15 protein-coding genes and 2 pseudogenes are annotated in these 19,540 nt (G+C 68.1%); 7 read left to right on the top strand and 10 right to left on the bottom strand.

All coding sequences use genetic code 11. From position 1 onward, the window contains the following. Window positions 1–93: 93 nt before the first annotated feature. The 3 genes and pseudogenes from ABZ370_RS36395 to ABZ370_RS36385 all read right to left on the bottom strand — a co-directional run. Window positions 94–427: pseudogene (locus tag ABZ370_RS36395) on the bottom strand (transposase); the annotation flags it as partial. A 307-nt stretch (window positions 428–734) separates the two neighbouring features. Beyond that, the gene (locus tag ABZ370_RS36390) at window positions 735–1,640 is read right to left on the bottom strand and encodes an NADP-dependent oxidoreductase (RefSeq protein ID WP_358630184.1); all 906 of its coding nucleotides are present in this window, start codon (window positions 1,638–1,640) and stop codon (window positions 735–737) included. Window positions 1,641–2,022: 382 nt separating this feature from the next. After that, entirely contained in the window at window positions 2,023–2,874 is an 852-nt protein-coding gene (locus tag ABZ370_RS36385; protein ID WP_358630181.1) for a recombinase family protein, read from the bottom strand. A 272-nt stretch (window positions 2,875–3,146) separates the two neighbouring features. Here ABZ370_RS36385 and ABZ370_RS36380 point away from each other — a divergent pair, with 272 nt between their 5' ends. The 3 genes from ABZ370_RS36380 to ABZ370_RS36370 all read left to right on the top strand — a co-directional run bounded on the left by ABZ370_RS36380 (window position 3,147) and on the right by ABZ370_RS36370 (window position 5,912). After that, on the top strand, window positions 3,147–3,716 hold the full coding sequence (locus ABZ370_RS36380) for a TetR-like C-terminal domain-containing protein (RefSeq protein ID WP_358630178.1): 570 nt from the start codon (window positions 3,147–3,149) through the stop codon (window positions 3,714–3,716). A 371-nt stretch (window positions 3,717–4,087) separates the two neighbouring features. Then, the gene (locus ABZ370_RS36375) at window positions 4,088–5,704 is read left to right on the top strand and encodes an AMP-binding protein (protein WP_358630176.1); all 1,617 of its coding nucleotides are present in this window, start codon (window positions 4,088–4,090) and stop codon (window positions 5,702–5,704) included. A 4-nt stretch (window positions 5,705–5,708) separates the two neighbouring features. Continuing rightward, the gene (locus tag ABZ370_RS36370; RefSeq protein WP_358630173.1) at window positions 5,709–5,912 is read left to right on the top strand and encodes a hypothetical protein; all 204 of its coding nucleotides are present in this window, start codon (window positions 5,709–5,711) and stop codon (window positions 5,910–5,912) included. Between the two features lie 458 nt (window positions 5,913–6,370). Here the strand turns inward: ABZ370_RS36370 and ABZ370_RS36365 are convergent, their stop codons facing one another. The 5 genes from ABZ370_RS36365 to ABZ370_RS36345 all read right to left on the bottom strand — a co-directional run bounded on the left by ABZ370_RS36365 (window position 6,371) and on the right by ABZ370_RS36345 (window position 11,970). Beyond that, window positions 6,371–7,189, bottom strand: a complete 819-nt coding sequence (locus tag ABZ370_RS36365) for a Tn3 family transposase (protein WP_358630170.1) — start codon at window positions 7,187–7,189, stop codon at window positions 6,371–6,373. A gap of 267 nt (window positions 7,190–7,456) precedes the next feature. Beyond that, a complete protein-coding gene (locus ABZ370_RS36360; RefSeq protein WP_358630167.1) occupies window positions 7,457–8,902 on the bottom strand; it encodes a DUF4158 domain-containing protein in 1,446 nt (481 codons plus the stop codon). Between the two features lie 70 nt (window positions 8,903–8,972). Then, the gene (locus ABZ370_RS36355; RefSeq protein ID WP_358630164.1) at window positions 8,973–9,329 is read right to left on the bottom strand and encodes a hypothetical protein; all 357 of its coding nucleotides are present in this window, start codon (window positions 9,327–9,329) and stop codon (window positions 8,973–8,975) included. 110 nt (window positions 9,330–9,439) lie between these two features. After that, window positions 9,440–10,660, bottom strand: coding sequence for a DMT family transporter (locus ABZ370_RS36350; RefSeq protein WP_358630162.1), 1,221 nt, complete (start codon window positions 10,658–10,660; stop codon window positions 9,440–9,442). Window positions 10,661–11,316: 656 nt separating this feature from the next. Continuing rightward, entirely contained in the window at window positions 11,317–11,970 is a 654-nt protein-coding gene (locus ABZ370_RS36345; RefSeq protein ID WP_358630159.1) for a GPP34 family phosphoprotein, read from the bottom strand. A 128-nt stretch (window positions 11,971–12,098) separates the two neighbouring features. Here ABZ370_RS36345 and ABZ370_RS36340 point away from each other — a divergent pair. Further along, a pseudogene (locus tag ABZ370_RS36340) lies at window positions 12,099–12,710 on the top strand (prolyl oligopeptidase family serine peptidase); the annotation flags it as partial. A 430-nt stretch (window positions 12,711–13,140) separates the two neighbouring features. Beyond that, window positions 13,141–15,033, top strand: a complete 1,893-nt coding sequence (locus ABZ370_RS36335; protein WP_358630156.1) for a S9 family peptidase — start codon at window positions 13,141–13,143, stop codon at window positions 15,031–15,033. Window positions 15,034–15,212: 179 nt separating this feature from the next. Here ABZ370_RS36335 and ABZ370_RS36330 read toward each other — a convergent pair whose 3' ends face one another. Then, window positions 15,213–16,049: an SDR family NAD(P)-dependent oxidoreductase gene (locus ABZ370_RS36330; protein WP_358630153.1), complete on the bottom strand. Its 837-nt coding sequence runs from the start codon at window positions 16,047–16,049 to the stop codon at window positions 15,213–15,215. Between the two features lie 102 nt (window positions 16,050–16,151). On the opposite strand from ABZ370_RS36330, the gene ABZ370_RS36325 reads away from it, so the two are divergent. Then, window positions 16,152–16,964 (top strand): helix-turn-helix transcriptional regulator, encoded by an 813-nt coding sequence (locus ABZ370_RS36325; protein WP_358630150.1) that lies wholly within the window; start codon window positions 16,152–16,154, stop codon window positions 16,962–16,964. A 146-nt stretch (window positions 16,965–17,110) separates the two neighbouring features. On the opposite strand, the gene ABZ370_RS36320 is transcribed toward ABZ370_RS36325, so the two are convergent. After that, complete coding sequence (locus tag ABZ370_RS36320; RefSeq protein ID WP_358630147.1) at window positions 17,111–17,725, bottom strand: helix-turn-helix domain-containing protein; 615 nt, start codon at window positions 17,723–17,725, stop codon at window positions 17,111–17,113. Between the two features lie 123 nt (window positions 17,726–17,848). Here ABZ370_RS36320 and ABZ370_RS36315 point away from each other — a divergent pair, with 123 nt between their 5' ends. Further along, the gene (locus ABZ370_RS36315) at window positions 17,849–19,225 is read left to right on the top strand and encodes an FAD-binding oxidoreductase (protein ID WP_358630144.1); all 1,377 of its coding nucleotides are present in this window, start codon (window positions 17,849–17,851) and stop codon (window positions 19,223–19,225) included. The last annotated feature ends 315 nt before the right edge of the window (window positions 19,226–19,540 follow it).

The raw sequence follows: 19,540 nt of genomic DNA, 5'->3' as shown, positions 1-19,540 counted from the left end.
CCAACACCAAGCTCGCCTCAGTCACTACAAACGGCGTGGCCACAGCCCCTGAAAACTGCCCAGCAATCAGAACAAGCACCGTTGCAGTACTAGGGAGAAACGCGTCTGGATGGCCTGTTGGCGCAGGTTTCGCAGGTGGGTCAGGAACGCTTTGGCCCTCCGGCGCTGTCGGTGCGGATGAGGATGTCGGTGCCGTGGCGGTGGGCATCGGGGATCTGTGCGAGGGCGGCGTCCAGGGCGGTGATGTGGTCGCTTGTGGTGTTCGCGCCGGCGTTGCCCGGCCGCAGCAGGCCGGAAGGGGCCTCGCCGGTGGCCCCAGGAAGCGCAGCAGTGGATGGAAGCCGAAGCCGCCTTTGCAGGTGGCGGCTGCCTGTTCCTCTCGCCAATGGCAGGTGTCGAGGGTGGCGTCGAGGTCCAGGACCACGCCGGGCAAGCTCGCCGAATTCCTCCGCGCCACCGAGCCGGACGACGCCGAGCGGGCCGCGCTCGAGCAGGGCGTGGCCGTACGACGAGGTCGGCTACGCGCTGCGCATCACCGCCGCTCCCGCCGTGCGCTGCCAGCCGCCCGGCGGCCCACAGGGCGCCCCGACCGTGCCGAACGCAGCGCAAGGCCCGCCGGGAGTACGAGAACCGCATCAACACCCTCGTGGCAGGCGTCCAGCGCTGAGCAGTCAGCGCCAGCCCACCAGGGTCATCCCGTGGCGGGCCGACCGCGTCTGGGCCGTGCCCCCACTTCAGATGCGGATGACGATCTTTCCGCGTGTGCGTCCGCGCTCGGCGTGCGCGTGGGCGTCGGCGATTCCCTCCAGGGGGTAGGTCTGTTCGATACGAGGTGTGTAGCGGCCTTGCCGGCCCAGTTCCGCGGCCGCGGACAGGAGGGTGGAGTCGTTCTCCGCCCATACCACATGCGTGCCCAGGCGCTGCCCGCCTGCTGGGTCGGCGAGCGTCGCGACGCGCGTCGGGTCGCCCGTGATCGCGACGAGGTCGTCCAGCGAGGCGGAGGCCGCGGTGTCGAGGGCGATGTCGACGCCGTGCGGAGCGAGAGTGGTGAGGCGCTGTGCGAGGCCGGGGCCGTAGGTGGTGGGAACGGCACCGAGAGAGGTGAGGAACTCGTGGTTGGATTCGCCGGCTGTCCCGATCACGGTGGCACCTTGTGCTACAGCGATCTCGACTGCGGCGCTCCCCACGCCTCCGGCGGCCCCCTCGACGAGAAGGGTGCGCCCCGTGAGGGAGCCGAGCGCGTTCAGTCCACGCATCGCGGTCACGGACACCAGACCGGCGCCCGCGGCCTGCTCATCGTTCCACGTGTCGGGAGCATGGGCCCAGGCCGAGAGGATGGCCAGCTCCGCAGTTGCGCCGGTGACACCGCCCAGCCCGAAGACACGGTCGCCGATGCGCATGCCCCGCACTCCGGCACCGATTTCGTCGACCACGCCGGCGGCCTCGCGCCCGGGAATGGCGGGCAGGTCCAGGGAAACAAGCCGCTGCAGCGCGCCGGTGCGCAGCTCCCAGTCGATGGGATTGACGCTGGCCGCCGCGACGCGGACACGGATCTCACCAGCTCCGGGGTGGGGGTCGGGGGCCTGCTCGATCACCAGGCTCTCCGCTCCGCCGTATGCACGGAAGCGGGCTGCGCGCATAGTGTCCTACCTTGCCTTCATGAATTAAAATGTCGTATTTATTCATGCAATTCCAGGACAGACCGGTCCGACCGGTCCTGTCCGACTTCGGTGTGCCCTCTGGCGAGCAACAACGGGACTACGGCGCCGACGGTTCAGCCGGAGGTACGGCTCCGAGGGCCCCGACCGCGGAGCCGTCGGCCCTGCGCCCCCGAAACCACGCCGAAGCGACATGTAGCCGAGAGTGACGTTCTGCTCCATGCCGGGTGTTGAGGATTGCGCCCGGCGGGATGTGGTGCGTGGATACCGCTGGTCCACCAGCCGCTGAAGGACGGGCCGCCCTTCCCGAATTGGAGGGTGACGCGGTACGTGGCGGCCTGTTCGTCGCTTTCGCCGCGCGCGGTCATACCTGCAGGCCCTGTGCGGCTTCGGTGAGGGTGCGGTACAGCGTGGACAGGCTGGGGTGCTGGCCCTTGTGCTTGCCCCGGGTGATGAAGGTCTTCTGCCGGATCTCCTTCATGGGGGTGCCCTTGGCGGGCAGGGCGAGGGCGTACTCGGCCTGGCCGGCGTCCAGCGACGGCGGGCGTCCGCCGGTCCTCCCGCGCTTGCGGGCGGATCCCTGCCCTTCCAGGGTGCGTTCGCGGGTATAGGTGCGTTCGGCGCCGGACAGTACGGCCAGGACGCCGAAGAGGATGGCGCCCTGGCCGTGGCAGTCGCCGGGGCCGCACAGGCCGGTGATGGGGCCGGTGAGGAACTCCAGGGCGATGCTGGCCTTGCGCAGGTCCTCGACGGTGACGAGGAGGTCGGTGCCGCGCCCGAGGCGGCGGAACTCGTGGACGGTCAGGATCACTTGGACGTTCGGGTGCCGTTCCTGGAAGCGGCGGGCCATCGCGACGGCCTTCTCGTACTCGGGCCAGACCTTGACGCGGGTGGAGACCTGCTCGTGGAACACCTGGAAGCAGATCGACTCCAATGCATCGAGCTGGGGCTGGAGTTCCTGGGTGGCGGTCGAGCAGCGGGCTCGCTTCGGCGCCGGGCTCGGGCCGATGGCCCAGCGTTTACCGGGGCCGCGGTCGGGCGGGGTGAGGATGTGGAGTTCCTCGGCGACGCGGGGCACGAGCTGGAGGCGGCGGGTGTGGTACTTGACCGCGGTCTTCCCGGCGCCGGTGCGGCAGGCCGATCCGGCGGGCACGTCACAGGTCGGGCAGGGGTGGCGCTCGATGGCGGTGGGGGCGTCGAATTCCTCGTCTGGCACGCTTCAGAAGCTACCGGTGTGACGTGGCCCCAAGAAGGCATTTCAACACAAAGCGGACACCGGGCGGGGCCGGTGCGGCGGTTTCTCATTTGGCCATCTACGAGAACCCGGGGCCACCTCTGGATGGTGCCGCCGGGTTGGATGGCTGCGCCCCCTCGGGCGAGTCGACGGCCCCGGTGGCGTCGGCGGTGCGGAAGTGGAGCCGGGAACAGACTTGCCTGAAAGCTTCAGGTAATTGCATGATGGTCTTCGTTAGAGCGGAGGAGCACATCATGGCCCGAGCAGGACTGAACCTGGACACACTGGCCCAGGTCGGCGCCGAACTGGCCGACGAGACCGGCTTCGGCCAGGTGACCCCGTCGGCCCTCGCCCGGCATGTCGGCGTAAAGGTCCAGAGTCTGTACGCCCATGTGGCGAACGCGCAGGATCTGAAGACCCGTATCTGCCTGCTTGCCCTGGAGGAGATGGCCGACCGGGCCGCCGACGCGGTGGCGGGGCGCTCCGGAAGGGACGCCCTGGCCGCACTCACTGCCGTGTACCGCGACTACGCCCGGCAGCACCCGGGCCGGTATCAAGCCTCCCGCTTCCAGCTCGACTCGCAGACCGCGGCCTCCAGCGCCGCGGTGCGGCACTCGCAGATGATGCGGGCCGTCCTGCGCGGCTACGGCCTGCCCGAGCCCGAGCAGACCCATGCGGTCCGCCTGCTCGGGGCCGTCCTCCATGGCTTCACCGACCTGGAGCTCGCCGGATCCTACGCCCACAGCAGCCCCGATCCCGGCGAGTCGTGGACCTGGTCCATCGATGCCCTCGACCGCCTTCTCCGTACCTGGACCACCGCCTGACCGCTGCTCCCATCCCCCGCCGGGGGTGGGCAGGGCTCACAGATCATCAGGGAAGCAATGACAAGAACGAACGTCCGGCGCACGGTTACCACCGGTGCCGTTGTCACCACCGCGGTCGCGGCGACCGTCGCTGTCGGCCTCGGGGCCTCGGCGGCGCAGACCACGAGCAAGCCCGCCGCCCCGGGTCGTCGATTCCTGGAGCACCCGGCCCGCGAGCCCTGTACCGGGCCGAGAACCAAGAACTCTTCGGTCTTCGCCAGGCAGAGCAGTGACGGATGTGATGCACCAGCACAGCCACTCGCCCGCCTTGCTCGCCGTCGTGTCGGGTGAGTGCGCAAGAACAGCACAACGCACATCAGGAGGAAATTGATATGTCCGTAACTTCCCTGCCTTTCCGCTCGTTCGTGGATGACATCCTGGATTCGCTCGGGGTCGCACCCGCACACGAGGCGCTGGTTCACCAAGGCCGACGGATCACCGCCGGGCAACTCCGCGGCCTGGTCCACCGGTTGGCACACGCACTGCGCGCCCAGGGCCTTGGGCGCGGGCAGACCGTGACGCTGCTCAGCGGCAATCTCCCCGAGGCCCTGGCCGCCCGCTATGCCGCCAACCTGGTCGGCTGCCAGGTCAACCACCTCTACAACAAGCTCTCCGCCGACGCCCAGGCCGCCATCGTGCGCGACGTGGAGACCCAGGCGCTGATCGTCGATCCCGCTTACGCCGAGCAGGCCGCCGAGGTCATCGCCCAGGCCCCGGTGCCGCACGTCCTGACGCTCGGCGTCAGCAAGCTGGGCACCGACCTGCTGGAGCTGGCTGCCGCCGAGTCCGCTGAGCCGATATCGGGCCTGGCCCGCCCCGGGGACATCTGTTCCATCCGCCACACCGGCGGCACCACCGGCCACCCCAAGGGCATCTGCACCAGCTTCGAGAGGGCCGGCCGGATGCCCCGCACGCCCCGCGGGGAAGAGGCCGCCCTGCCCCGACAGTTGGTGGCCACCACCCTCGCGCACGGTGCCGGGCTGATCGCTGACCACCTACTGGCCGAAGGCGGCACCGTGGTCCTGCTGGATGCCTTCGACCCGGGCCAGGTGCTCGCGGCGATCGAACGCGAGCGCATCACCCACCTCTACTTGCTGCCGCCGCTGCTGTACCGGCTCGTGGATCACCCGGACGCGGGCCGTACCGATACCTCAAGCCTGCGTCAGCTGATCTACGGCGGCTGCCAGGCGTCCCCGGCCCGCATCGCCGATGCGATACGCCGCTTCGGCCCCATCCTCCTGCAGGGCTACGGCCAGACCGAGTCCGGCAGCATCAGCGTCCTCGGGCCCCAGGACCACGACCCGGACCGCCCCGAACGGCTGCGCTCCGCGGGCAGGGTCCTCGACGGCGTCGAGGTGGCCATCCGCGACACGGACGGCCACGACCTGCCCCACGGCGAACACGGCGAGATCTGCGTCCGCTCCCAGCACGTCATGCAGGGCTACTGGAAGCAGCCCGAACTCACAGCCGAGGTACTCCGGGACGGCTGGCTGCACACCGGCGACGTCGGATTCCTGGACAACGAGGGCTACTTGACCATCGTCGACCGGATCAAGGACATGATCGTCGTGGTCGGCGGCCACGTCTACACCACCGAACTGGAGGACCTCCTCAACTCCCACCCCCAGGTACTGCAGAGCGCGGTCTTCGGCGTGCACGACAGCGACCGGACGGAACAGGTGCACGCGGTGGTGGTGCGGGCCCCGGATGCCGAGGTGGACGCAGGCGAACTGCGGGCCATGGTCCGCAAACAGCGCGGAGACATGTACGAACCGGCGCGCATCACCTTCGCCGAACAACTGCCGCTGACGGACACAGGCAAGCCGGACAAGAAGCTGCTGCGGACCCGCACTGCACAGGCAAAACGAGGTCAGCCCGCTCTCCATCGAGGAACAGGCTTCCGTCCTGGGCCGTCAGTGGCCCCAGCTGGGACTGGGCAGCACCGATGACTTTGTGGCCGCCGAGGCGGTGGCAGCCATCACCCGCATCAGCAACGGCAACTTCCGCCTGACTATCCGCCTCGTCGACCAGATCGAACGCGTCCTGGAGATCAACGAGATGACCACCGTCACCAAGGAAGTCGTCGAGGCCGCCCGCGAGAACCTCGTCATCGGCGTCATGTGCCCCTCACCCACGAGCGCCGTCGCACGCCCCTGACGGTAGGGCCATGCGACGGAGCTCTGGCCGTTCCACAACCCGTCTCCCGCACCGGCAGAACCACAACCGAGGACATGTCAAATCGGCTGAGTATCCACACCACCAACCCTTAAAGGTCACAGCCGGAGACTTTCACGCTGCACGTGTACGACAGGGGCAGCCCTTGCGCCACCCGCAGCTGCCCGGCCTGCCCCCGCCCAGGCCCTGAGACGGCCCGCACACACCGGGCTCCCGGGCAGGGAGAGTGACGGCCCCCGCCCGGGAGCCCGGCCAACGACCCGGCTGCCCAGGAGCGGCGTCGGCCTGGTCACGGACCTTCAGGATGCCGGTCCGGCCGCAGGGTCCGGTGCCGGCCGAGGAGCCCGATGATCCGGGGCGGTGCGCGGACCAGGCACCACGGGGCGCCCGCGCGAGGGCAAGCCGGTTGTTCATGTCCAGCTCGAAGCGGCCATACGGATTCACGTGCGTCCAGAACAGCGGGGACAGGGCTCTCCGGTCATGGCCCGGTAGGTGGGGTGTTTGGGGCAGCCTCGGGTGAAGCGCCGCAGGACCTGCTCGGCCTCCGCGGTGCCCAGGCGCAGGGCGGTGGTGTACTTGACGATTTGGTCGTACTGCTGACGGATCAGCTTCCAGTCGATCGTCTTCTTCGACAGCACCGGCCCCAGCTGCGGCCAGCTCTCGTCTTCTCTGGTGGCCGGTCGGTACAGGCGGGCGGAGCCGACGTTCTTCAGCCTCGGCAGCAGGTTGAAGCCGAGCATGTGGGCGAAGGCGAACCCGACGATGGAGGCGCCGTGCGTATCGGTGTACTGCCGGTCGACGACCATCTCGGTGCAGTGCCGCAGCACTCCCTCGATCATCGCCGCCACCTCCGAGGCGGAACAGGACTTCAACTGGCTGTCGACACAGACCGACTTCCGCTCGACGTGCCAATAGATCATGACGCCCGGGCCGCGGTAGCGCTGGTGCCACTCGGTCATGAAGTTGCTGGACCGGGAGCCGAGCTTCTTGCTGTCGCTCGCGCAGGCGGTGCCGGCGCCCCACCACTGCTCGTCGCGGGCGGTGAAGGTGGAGTTGACCAGTCTCACCAGCGCGGAGCGCATGTTGGCGCGGTTGACGAACAGGTGCCGCACCCGGCGCAGGGCCGCCTCGGACTCGCCGTGCTTGCCCGTCACGGTGACCCGCTTGATCCCCATGTTGGTGCCCAGCGCAAAAAGGACCAACAAGAGCCGTCGGCGCAGCACGGCCTTCGGCGTGACCTCCCGGGTGGCCACGGACACGAACTCGTCGGTGAAGTTCGTGGCGAACTCGGCCTCTTTCTGCCGCCGACTTCGAGGACAACCGGGACGTGCGTTACGACGTCATCAAGCAGTCGCTGGACGCGAAAGCGTTCACCGACGGCCTGGAGAAAAGGCTCCGCGCCGCGCTCACCCGCTTCGATACCGCGCTCGAACTCGGCACCACGGGCGGGGTGGAGATCACCACCAAGCGCGGCGAGCCCTGGATCAAGGTGTCCCCGCTGGGCAAGCAGGAAGAGCCGGAGAACCTCACCGCACTGAAGACGGAGATCGAACGCCGGTGGGGCACCGGTTCGCGCCCACCACCCATATCTCCCTGCGGCGCAGCGCGTCCCGCAGCGAGACCAGGACGCACAGCTCGTAGGGGATGCGCTCGACGCGGTCCTGGTCGTCGACCACGGCCTTGCGCCACTGGTCCGGCACGACCTTGTCGAGGGGGATCTTCTCCGCGTTGTCGAAGTATGCGCCCTCCGAAATGGGCTGGTCCAGATACCGCTTGAGCAGGTCGATCGCGCCCATCACCGGCCGGTAGACGGTGTTGTTGCTCTTCAACTCCAGGGCCTTGAGCAGCGGCTTGAGCATCCGCCGCCAGTGCCCGGAGTACGACGAGCGCAGCACGGTACGCCCTCTTGCCTTGTAGCGGGCCTCGTTCGCCGCGGCCTCGGCCGCCAGGGCCTTGAGGGTCTTCTCCCCGCCGACCACCGGATAGATCACCCGCCGCACGGTGCCCGCCGACTCCGCGAGCGCCGCCTCAGCGACCCGCAGCATCATCCTCTCCTTGCCGCGGACCCGCTTGAGCTCCTTGACGAACTCGCCCTCGGCCTTCTTCCCCGCCCGCGTATTGATCTTCTGCACCAGCTGGATGAACAAGTCCACCAGGGTGTCGGTGATCTCCGTCTGCCGCACATGGCACAACGTCGCCAGCAGCGTGTAACGCACGGGAGGCTTCGCCGCCCGCAGATCCGAGGGGTACTCCTTCGACGCGCGGGCCCGCCAGGCGGCCACCTGCTTCTCCGACACATCCGCGAACAACTTCGGCGTCATCTGCAGTTTCCGCACCCGCCGCAGCTTGGTGATCTCACCCAGCAGCGACTCCAGGCCCAGCCCGGCCGGGTCCGCCATCAGCTCGGTGAAGAACGTCTGCCCGCCGCCGACACTGGCCTTCTCCTCACCGTCCCCGCCGTCGTTCTCGGCAACCAGATCGTCCAGCCTCGACCGCGTCGCCGCAGACAACCGCCTGGTGGTGGTCGCGCAAAACCGGCTCTCGAAGGTGTTCACCGCCGAGCCCACCACCCGCGCCACCTGGCCGGGCGTGGGAGGCTCTATCGACTCATTGCGGCAGCGGGCCACCACCGCCTCCGCCAGCCGCTCGCGCGAGAGTTCCACCGGGCACAGCTCCTCGGCCGGCCACTCAGCAATCTGGGCCTGGTCCTCCTTGGTGCACTCGCGGAACCCGTACGCCTCCCGGACCTCCGTGCGGTGCCGCTGGATGGCCCGGCCCTTCCAGTCGTACGCACTCCACTGCTCCGCACCAACTTTCACCTGCTGGGCCACGTACGACACGGCCGCCGCCGGGACCTCCCCCGGCGTTCCCGGGAAACGCGCCTCGGCCTCGAAGAACTTCAGCATCAGCGCGAAGCCCAGGCGATTCGCCCCGGACTTGTTCCGTACAACGGTCGCCCTGAGACAGGGCACGGCTCTGTAAGAACCCCGAAATCCCCAAGCCCCAACAGGCGCCCCCCCTTCGCCACACCATTACGTACCGTTACTTGTCGCTGCGGCATAGCTTCGGGAGCGCACAGTAAGAAGGTTCCACCGTGCCCAGATGGTTGATCTGCGCGATCAGCCATGGCCGACCCGGCCCGGGTGAGGAGCCGGTCCCAGCGGCGAAGACCGCTCCGTCGAGCCGGCCTCCGGATTGGTCCAGCACCCCAGCAGCCTCTCCAGAGCGCCCTTCCGGCCTACCGAGATCGGCGACGATATCCGCGTCGCGCAGGTCTATCCCGATCACGGTGTACGCGGCTGCAAGCAGCATCAACGTGCCCTGGCCGGCGCCTGATACGCCCGCGCCGACACGGCACTTCGCCCAGATCGCGGTCGGCTTCGGCATCTCCATCAGCACGGCACACACCTACATGACTCGTGGCCGTACATCACGCGGTGGCGAGCACGGGTGACCCGAAGTACGGAGTACGGCCGCTGAGCGGCCTGTGGCACTTGGCGATCAGGCTCTTACTCCTCCTGCGGCCTGCCCGAATACATGGTGTCGAAGGCCCCGGCGCCGTGATAGGTGAGCGTGATCGTCGGATTCTCGTCCCTGCTGAGTCCCGCCCATTCCACTCTGGGATCCCGTTTGGCATGGTGCCCGAAAGGCTGGGGTTCCGGTGACGTCGGCCAGGCGGCCATGAAAGCTCGGTGCGGCGTGGTCAGTTCCCGCTCACCGGTGGTGAATCCACCGGTCGTCGACGGTAGTTGTGGTGTGTACGGGGCGTGGTCCGGATACGGCGGTGTTCCCTTGCGGCGTTTGCCTTGCTGTGGCGCGGCTTGTTCCCCGTCGCCGCTCGTTACCACGACGGTGACGCCGACGATGATCAGCAGGAGCCCGGGGATGGATGTGGGCTCGACACCTTGCCCCATCAGCCACCATGCGGCGAAAGCGGCCACCGGAGTCTCCAGCAGCAGGAGGACACTCATCGTCGTTGCCGATGCCCTGCCGAGGGCGAAGTTCATTGAGCCGAGCCCCAGAAGCTGGGGGAGGATGAGCAGCCCGAGCAGCGACAGGTGGGTGGATGTATCGAATCCTGTGAGTGGGATGTCGGCCAGCCAGCAGACGGCGAGGAGTTCCAGGCCGCAGACCAGCGAGGTGACCGTCGAATACATGGGGGTACTGATATCTGTGCGAGCCTTTTGACTCAGGGCGGTGTATCCGGCCTGAGCCACGGCCCCGGCGAGGGCGAGTAGATCGCCCATCAGTGCCGCGCCGCCGGACTGTATGTCGAGACCGGCGGCCGCGGCCGCTCCCACCACGGCGAGCGTCAGACCCGCCCAGGTCCTGCGAGGGACCCGGACGCCCTGACCCGCGGCGATGAGGGCCTGCCAGACGGGCTGAGTGGCCACGAGTGCCGTGGACATGGCGACCGTGGTCATCCGCGTGCTCGTCATGAAAGCCGCGAAGTGGAGGGCGAGCGACGTGGCCGCGAGGAAGCCGTAGGCCAGGGGCCGCCACTGCTCCCGGCGCAGCAGGCCGCGTTCACCGCGTGCGACACGCACCACCTCGCGGCGGCGCAGTATCAGCAGGAACGGCCCGAGCGTAACGAAGCCCAAGGCGTTGCGCCAGAAGGCCATGGCGAGCGGCGAGGCGGAGGCGGCGGCAGTGAGAGGGGCGGTGGCCGAGATGGCGACCACGGCGACCGCCATCGCCGCGACGGTCAGCGGATCGATTTTGGATTTCACGCGCCCGCACCGCCGGCCGCGGTCGGTCGGGGCGTGGCCGGCACCGGGGCTTCGCGGTCGCCGTCCGGCAGGTGAACGGTATGCCCCGAAGGCAAGGGCGTGAGCGCGGTGAAGTCGTTCAACTTCTGTCCAGTATTCACCATTAAGTACATGTCTTCTGTGTCCCCGAAACGGGGGTGACGGGTAGCAGGGAACGAACCCTGAAGGCTTGGAAGAGAGGTGGGGCGGGCCACCGCTGACTCGTCCTCACCGTTCAGGCGGCCCGTGGGGCAGCAGAAGCATGGCGAGGGCGGCGGAGGAAATGTGGCGTGGCGCGGGACCGAGGGGGTGCGGTCCTTGGTGTCACTCGTCTCAACGTGGAAAAGCTCGCCGCGGTTCATCCGTGGACGGGCGGGGACCCGTGGCGGGTGGCCGGGCGATGCCCCTCCACGCCGAGCAGGGGGCGGCAACCGGGCCTCGGCGGCCAGCGCCGCCACTGCTGCCACTCATTCGGATGAGGGAACAACACGCGGCATCTCAGGGCAAGTTGGTTGGTCACGAACCTCGCCCGGTATGCGCGTACCACACCAACGGCGCAGAGGCCGTGAAGCAACGTGTTGATCCGGTCCCTTTGGGCTCGCGTTCTGAGGACGCGCGCATTTTTAGGCTTGACTTGGTCAGCTCCACCCGCCGCCGACAGACCGACTGGAAAGCACCGAGTTTGACAGGGCTTTGCGCAGGCCCGGTATTTCTCGATCGAATTTCTTGGCGAGTTCCTCTAGCGTGTGCTTGTACTTACGACGCTCGGAACGGTCCAGTACGACCCCCATGGTCGCGTCGCTCTCCAGGGCGATCACCGGCAGCGCCACTTGCGCCAGGGGCAGAGTGGACGGGTCGGGAGTGGTGGTGACCCGCGTACGCAACGCTTGCTGCACGGCTCGGGCCTCCTCTTCCCGCCGCAAGACAACCTTGCTCCCTCCAAGCAGGCTCAAGGTGAGGCCGGTCTTCTTTTCGATGATCCCAGCAGCCGCCAACTGGTCTTCGACCGGCTTCTCCGCCTTGTGCGCAGCGTTGTGCACCAGTGGAATCCAGCGCTTCGGCCTCGCACGCAGCTCTTCCCAAACAGAGGCGAGAAACGGGTCGGTCGGTGGCAGGTCTCCAAGTGGGCGAACGTGGCGTCCGTCGGGCTCAGCCTGTCCCGCAAGGACCAACTCGACCAGGGCCGCAGCGCGCAGCCGCTGACCGCGAAACTGCAGAAGAGTAGCCGGAAACTTACCCTTCTCGAAGGCGTAGGCGCACAGGTAGATCTGCTGGGGAAGCGTGAGATCCATGTGGACTCCTTGAATGCGTGGAAACAGGACGGGGTGACTATTGACACCCCTCGCCATCAGTTCAAACTGATGTGGCGCGACACACAAAGGCCGCGTTCCGTTAAAGCACTGACTGAGGCTCCCCCTGCATGGAAGGTGCTGACGAGTTCACCGTGAGCGACCTCACCAGTGCGTCACTAAATGCAAGCCTGACACTTAGTGACAGATCTCGACTACCCCTCGCGCGTGTGATCTGGGCCACGCATTCACCGCCGATCGATCAACCGTTTGCGGTGAGGCAAGGCTCGCCGGGATGGCCCCGTCCGGCCGGATGCGCGCATCACCGAGCTTTACCCGATGACAGGGAGGCGCGCTTGGTCGGCATCGGGGGGTTCTCCGACAAGATGCACGACGACCTCATCGACGGCATGCAGTGGACGGTCGACCAGGGACACACCGACCTGGAGCGCCTGGCGATCACGGGCGGCTCCTACGGCGAATACGCGTCACTGACCGGCGCCACTTTCGCCCCGGACGTCTTCGCCGCCGTCATCGACGTCTCCGACCTGGCCAACTTCATGCGCAGCTGGCCCGGCTCCGTCAAACCGATGCTCGCCTACAACTGGTTCACCCATGTCGGCGACCCGGCCAACCCGGAGCAGGATGCCGACACGCTTGCCCGCTCCCCGATCAGCCGCGTCGACCGTATCCGCACACCATTGATGGTGGTGCACGGCGCCGGCGACGCCCGCGTCGAACTGGCCGAGTCCGACCAGTTCGTCGAAACACTGCGCACGCAGGATGCCCCCTGTCGAGTACACCGTCACGCGGGACGGCCATACCATCGCGAATCGGAGTACGTGATCACCCTCTACACCGCCGCAGAACGCCTCCTGGGCAGCACATCCAGGCTTCGGGACCCACAAGGCGTAAAGACGCACGGCTTCGTCTGCCACAGCCGAGCTGACGCGTGGGTCAGTCGCAGACCCGAACGCGGAGTCGGGACATGTGGTCGATGGCCTCGCGGGCGGCTCAGCATGTGGCGCACTTGCCATGACTGTCACTTAATGACAATGTCATTAAGTGACAGTCCCGCCCGCTGGACGAAGCTGCGGATCCGCCTAGAGCCCCTGCCGTTCAGCCGCGGGGCCTCACCACTCGCCGTCGGGCACAGCCACAGGAAGGACCGACATGGCATTGCCGAAGACCATCAGCGTCGAGGAGCTCTTCGCCCCTCCCGTCCGTTCGAGAGCCTCCCTCTCGCCGGACGGTACCAAGATCGCGTACCTGGCTCCCTGGGAGAACCACCTGAACCTTTGGATCGAGAGTGTCGACACGCCCGGGGACGCCCGGCGGGTCACCTCCGAGGACCGCAACCTGCTGAGCTACCACTGGACCGACGATCCGAGGTGGCTGCTCTATACCCGGGACCAGGGGGGCGACGAGAACCGGCACCTGTACCGCGTCGATCTCGAAGACCCGGACGCAGCGGCGACCGACCTGACTCCCTTCCCCGGCGCACGCATCATGGATCTGAAGCTGCCCGCCGCGCGGCCGGGGAAGGCGGTGTTCTCCTCGAACAGCCGGAACCCCGCCGCGTTCGACCTCTTCGAGCTGGACATCGCCACCGGTGACCTGCGGACCCTCGCGGAGAACACCGAAGGCGCTGCCACCACCCTCTTCTATGGCGGCAGCGGAGACCCCTTCACCAGCGACGTCACCGAACAGGGCGACCTCCGGCTCTCGCGCTGGAACGAGGCCACGCAGACGTTGCGCCACATCACGCAGTTCGACGGTGCGGACTATCCGCTGGGCGTCTATCCGCTGGAGGTCACCCCCGACGCCGGCGGCGTGCTCTTCGGTTCGTACCGGGGCTCGGACAGACTCCGCCTGGCCCGGCTGGATACAGCAACCGGCGAGGAGACGGAGGTCGACTCCCACCCGCGGTACGACCTGGACACACGAGCCCGTGTCTTCCCCGCACTGCCCTCGCCTCTCATCTTCAGCCGGCGTACCGGCGAGCTCATCGGAGTTCGCTACCTCGGGGAACGACAGGTGATCCACGCACTGGACCCGCACTTCGCCGAGGTCTTGGAAAACCTGAGGAACCTGTCCGACGGCGACCTGGCCCACATCTCGTCCGACGAGAGCGAGCAGCGGTGGGTCGTCAGCTTCGCCCACGACCGCGACCCCGGGGCCACATACTTCTACGACCACTCCTCGGGCGAGAGTCGCCTGCTGTTCCGGCCCCGTGGTCACCTGGATCCCGGGCAGCTGGCACCGATGACACCGGTGACGATCACCGCTCGGGACGGTCTCGCGCTCCCCTCCCACCTGACCCTGCCAATCGGGACAGAGCCGCATCGACTGCCGCTGGTCCTGCTCGTGCACGGCGGTCCCTGGGACCGGGACAGCTGGGGATTCAACCCCCTCGTCCAGCTGCTGGCCAACCGGGACTACGCGGTGCTTCAGGTGAACTTCCGCAGCTCCACGGGGTACGGCAAGTCGTTCATGAAGGCCGGCATCGGGGAGCTGGCCGGCAAAATGCACGACGACCTGATCGACGGTGTGAACTGGGCCGTCGAGCAGGGATACGCGGACCCGGACCGGGTGGCGATCCTGGGCGGCTCCTACGGGGGCTATGCGGCACTGGTCGGAGTCACCTTCACCCCCGATGTCTTCGCCGCCGCGGTGGACATCTTCGGGGTCTCCGACCTCGCCAGCTTCATGCGCAGTCAGCCGGAGTTCGTCCGCCCGGCCCTTGCCTCCAACTGGTTCCGCTGGGTCGGCGACCCCGCGGATCCGCAGCAGGAGGCCGACATGCTGGCCCGCTCACCGATCAGCCGGGTGGACCAGGTTCGTACACCGCTGCTCATCGCCCAGGGCGCCAACGACGCCCGGGTAGCGCAGGCAGAATCCGACAACATGGTCCAGGCGCTCCGGGCACGGGGGGTTCCGGTCGAGTACATGCTCATGGCGGACGAAGGGCACTCCGTCGAGAACCCGGAGAACTTGATCGCTTTGTACCGCGCCGTGGAGCGCTTCTTGGACGAGCATCTCGGACACGGCCGGGACGAGGCGTAACCGCCGTCCGGGCCGTGGCGGTCGGCGGTCGGCGGTGCCAGCGCCCGCTCCGTCAGGGAGGCCGGCCCCGTCGCCGCGGACCTACGGCGTACGGGGCCACGGGGAAGTCGCCGATGGCCATACGGTTCACCACCGCGACCCAGGATCTGCCGGATAGGACGTCGTCTCGGTAGCGACTGTTATGTCAATGCGTGGGTGAGCTCGTGGGCCCGCTGCCACAGTCGGGCACCGAGACCCGCGTCCGCGGCAGGGGTGCGCAGTGGCTCCGGCTCAAGCCGGTTGTAGAAGACGTCTCTCAGTTTGCCGCGGTCGGTGGTGGCGATCCTGATGATGGGCTCGGCGCCCTCCTCCGGTGACCGCGTCAGGCGCCGGCCGATCAGGCTTGCCTTTGCTGCCGTGACCAGTGCGGAGTCGCGGTCGAGGCCGGAGCGGACGGTGCCGGGGTGGAACGCGACAGCGGCCATGGTGTCCGGTGCCCGGCGGTTGATCTCGGCGGCATGTACGACACTTGCCAGCTTCGAGGCGTTGTACGAGCGCATCTGCCCGTAACGGCTCCGATTCTGATCCAGATCGTCCGGGTCGAGCTTGCCGAACCGGTAGAGACTGGAGCCGGTGTTGATGACAAGGGCGGAGGGAGCCTGCAGGAGCTTCTCCCAGAGAAGCGATGTCAGCAGGAAGGGAGATAGGAAATTGACCTGCATGGTCAATTCATGACCGTCTGACGTCGTTTTCCGCTTGGGCGAGACGATGCCGGCGTTGTTGACCAGGATGTCTATCCGCGGTACGCGGGAGATCAGGTGCTGAGCGAGTTCGCGCACCTCGCTGAAGCGCGCGTAGTCCGCGGGAAGGGCGATGCCACCGACTTCGTCGGCGACAGCACGGGTTCTGGTCACCGCACGGCCCACGACTACGACTGACGCGCCCATCGCGGCCATCCGCCGTGCCGCGGCCGCGCCGACGCCGGAACTGGCGCCGGTCACGACGGCGGTCAGGCCGTCAAGTGTTTCTGCTGCCATGGACCAGACGCTAGGTCCCGCGTTGCGGCAGAGGAAGCGAGCCGTGACCCTGGTGCTGCCGGCACCAGGGTCCGTTGCTCGTTCCGGCTTACCCTTGCCCTCATGGATGACCGCACCATAAATCTGCTGGGCGACTATCTGCGTGCCCGTCGCGAGCTGGTGCGTCCTGCGGATGTCGGTCTCCCTGAGACCGCACGACGGCGCGTGCCCGGCCTGCGCCGCGAGGAAGTCGCGACTCTCGCCGGTATCAGCGTGGACTACTACCTCGGTCTCGAACAGGGACGTGACCGGCGGCCGTCAGCGGAGATCCTCCGGGCGCTCGCTCAGGCCCTACGGCTCGACGAGTCAGCGACCACGCACTTGTTCGCGCTCGCCAACTCTGTCCCGCGTTCACGCCGGCATGCTCACCGCCATCGGGTGTCTCCCACCTTGGCTCGGCTGATCGACTCCTGGCCGGCGACGCCCGCGTTCGTACAGACTCATACGTTCCTGGTGCTGGCAGCGAATCCGCTGGCCCAGGCCCTCTCACCCGCGCACACACCGGGAACCAACCTCGTCCGAACCGTGTTCTTGGAGCCGGACAACTTCCTGGTCGAACCGGATCCGCGTCAGGACTTCGTGGCGTGCCTGCGCGGGCTGGCCGGCGCGGAGGCCGACGATCCGGACCTGGAAGAGCTGGTAGGCGAAATGTCCATGCGCAGCGAGAGCTTCCGACGTCTTTGGGCCCGGCACGATGTCGGGGGCCGCACCCATGGCAGGGCTACGATCGCCCACCCACGGGTCGGTACCCTCACACTCGATCTCGAACGGTTCCCCGTGCCCTCCGCACCGGGGCAGCAGCTGGTGGTCTACTCCGCAGAGGCGGACAGCCGGTCGCATGAGGCACTGCATCTGCTCGCGGAATCAGCCGACTGACAAGTTGCCATTTCGATTGCACTGGTGTGGAGGCCGACGGGGCAATCGGGGCGATCACCCTGGACACGACCAACCCGGCTGCCTGACCGGATGGTCTACGACGGCGGGCCAACCGCGTCGTCGGTGCGCGACCGGTACCTGTGGTCTCAGGGTGCCGCGCGCAGGGCCACACCGGCTTGTCGGGTGAGCCAGTGTTCGGCTTGGTCGAAGGTCCAGCCGCTGTCGTCGACCAACGTGAAGAAGCCCGCGTAGCCGAAGTAGAACCACAGCACGTCGGTCGCCTGCTCCACCGTGAAGTCGGGGTGCAGGCCGCCGACCTCGTCCAGCCGCCTGGCGAGGGCGGCGACTGCGTCCCTGTACCGCCCGGTCGCGACGCGCAGACCCTCGGCGACCGCGGCGTGGTGCGGGGCGGTGGCCAGCACCACCCGCATGATGTCCCCGTACTCCTCGCGCATGCCCCGCACGGTGGCGGCCGCGTTCCGCAGAATCTCGTCCGCGTCTGTGAGTTCCGCCCGGCGGCGGTGTGTCTCCTCGACGATCGGGGCCTGGCTCCACAGGTCGACGAGCGTGCTGATCAACCCCTGCTTGCCGCCGCCGACCGCGTAGACGGTCGCGGGCGCGACCCTGGCGGTTTTGGCGATGTCCTCGACGGTGGTCGCGAAGTATCCCTGCTGGGCGAACAGTTGGCGGGCGGCGTCGACGATGGCGGCGCGGGTGGCTTCCGCGTACTCGGCGCGGCGGCTCGTGGGCGATGACGTCATGGCCTGGTGAGCATAGCGGTTAAGCCGAGTTCAGAGCATTCAGTTGTTCATCAGAGGTTGACTCTGATCAATAGAGTCATATTCTGAACGCGTCAACTACCCATCTCCGAGGCAAGGCAGCTCGTGACCACATCGACGGACAAACGGATCGACCGCCTGGCCGACACCCTTCGCCGCACGATCGACAACGGCCAGGTCGTCACCTCCGGGTCCGCCTACGACGCCGGCGTGAACGTGTGGAACGGCGCGGTCGCACACCGCCCCGACGTGGTCGTCCGCTGCGCCACCCCCGCCGACGCCCGGGCGGCAGTCCTGGCCGCCCAGGAGCACGGCGTCCCGCTCTCGGTGCGCGGCGGCGGACATGACTGGGCCGGCCGGGCGCTGACCGACGGCGGCCTGACCATTGACCTGTCCGGCATGCGTGAAGTGCGGGTGGACCCGGACACAGCGGTGGCCGAGGTGGCAGGAGGAGCGACCGGCGCCGACCTCGCCCGCGCTGCCCGGCCCTTCGGCCTGACCGCGGCGACCGGCACCGTCGGCACCGTCGGCATGGCGGGCCTGAGCCTCGGCGGCGGCTACGGGCCGTTGAGCGGCCGGTTCGGGCTCGCGCTGGACAACGTGCTGTCCGCGGACGTAGTGCTCGCCGATGGCTCACTGGTCACGGCCGACGCCGAGCGGGAGCCGGAATTGCTGTGGGCGCTGCGCGGCGGCGGCGGCAATTTCGGCCTGGTCACCGCGATGCGCGTCCAGCTCCACCGGACGCCGACGCTCCTGGCCGGCCAAATCCTGTTCCCCTGGGCGCAGGCGTCCGCGGTGCTGGCCCGGCTGGCGGAGTTCGTGCCCGAAGGGCCCGACGAGCTGACCGTGCAGTGCGGCGTCCTCGCCGGCCCGGACGGAGCGCCCGCAGTGTTCGTCATGCCGACGTGGAGCGGCGACGACGCCCGGGCCGGCGAGGAAACGCTGGCGCGGCTCACCGCCCTCGGTGAACCTCTGGTCGCTCAACTCGGCCCCACCACCGGTAACGACATGCTGGCGAGCACCGACGCGATGTTCCCGTACGGCAAGCACGTCGAGATCCGCACGCGGACGGTCCCCGCGCTCACTTCCGCTGTGCGGGCAGCGCTCCTCGACGCAGGTGACACTTTGACTTCGCCGCTGTCCGCCGTCTCCCTCCACAGCCTGCACGGCATCGCGTCCCGGATACCCGCGACGGACACGGCATTCGGAAACCGCACTCCCCATCTCATGGTGGAGACCATCGCCCGCTGGGAACCGGGCGACCCCCGGGAGCCGGAACACCGCGCATGGGCACGTGACGTGTCCGCGGTGCTGGAATCCGAGGCGATGCCGGGCGGTTACCCCAACCTGCTAGGGCCCGACGAGACCCAGCAGATCGCACACGCTTACGGACCGAACACCGAACGGCTGCTCGCGGCGAAGCACCGATTCGACCCTGATGGGGTGTTCCGCGCCATTCCCCTGCCGGTCCCGTCCGTCTGAGGTCCGCGTCTTCCCACTGCCGACCTTCAGTCCGGCCACAATCGGTGACCTCCGGGTCAAGGGCCGCGCCGCCAAGGTGTACGACGCGGCCATCACCGCACTCCGCAGCGCGTCAAAGGCAACAACTTCTCAGGTCAGCCAGGCAGGTTGCTTCGGGACGAAGCGGTCCGGCCATCAGAGTGTGCCCGCATGACCGACGACGCTCCTGCCTGTCCCGAGTGCAGCCACATGCAGTTCGGCGGTTTCGTCCTCGCCAGGCGCGAGGACGGTGGCCAGCGGCTGTCGGCACCAGCCCAAACGCCCCGGCCCGAGCAC

The organism is Streptomyces sp. NPDC005962 (assembly GCF_040629205.1).
Classification (GTDB): Bacteria; Actinomycetota; Actinomycetes; order Streptomycetales; family Streptomycetaceae; genus Streptomyces.
Note: the sequence above shows the minus strand (reverse complement) of the source record. Positions and strands in the feature narration are given on the sequence as shown.

Bases quoted from the DNA above. Each gene is read 5' to 3' on its own strand.
- ABZ370_RS36320 (WP_358630147.1), bottom strand. From the start codon at position 17,725: ATGACGTCATCGCCCACGAGCCGCCGCGCCGAGTACGCGGAAGCCACC.
- ABZ370_RS36325 (WP_358630150.1), top strand. From the start codon at position 16,152: ATGGATGACCGCACCATAAATCTGCTGGGCGACTATCTGCGTGCCCGT.
- ABZ370_RS36375 (WP_358630176.1), top strand. From the start codon at position 4,088: ATGTCCGTAACTTCCCTGCCTTTCCGCTCGTTCGTGGATGACATCCTG.
- ABZ370_RS36330 (WP_358630153.1), bottom strand. From the start codon at position 16,049: ATGGCAGCAGAAACACTTGACGGCCTGACCGCCGTCGTGACCGGCGCC.
- ABZ370_RS36345 (WP_358630159.1), bottom strand. From the start codon at position 11,970: ATGGATCTCACGCTTCCCCAGCAGATCTACCTGTGCGCCTACGCCTTC.
- ABZ370_RS36390 (WP_358630184.1), bottom strand. From the start codon at position 1,640: ATGCGCGCAGCCCGCTTCCGTGCATACGGCGGAGCGGAGAGCCTGGTG.
- ABZ370_RS36380 (WP_358630178.1), top strand. From the start codon at position 3,147: ATGGCCCGAGCAGGACTGAACCTGGACACACTGGCCCAGGTCGGCGCC.
- ABZ370_RS36335 (WP_358630156.1), top strand. From the start codon at position 13,141: ATGGCATTGCCGAAGACCATCAGCGTCGAGGAGCTCTTCGCCCCTCCC.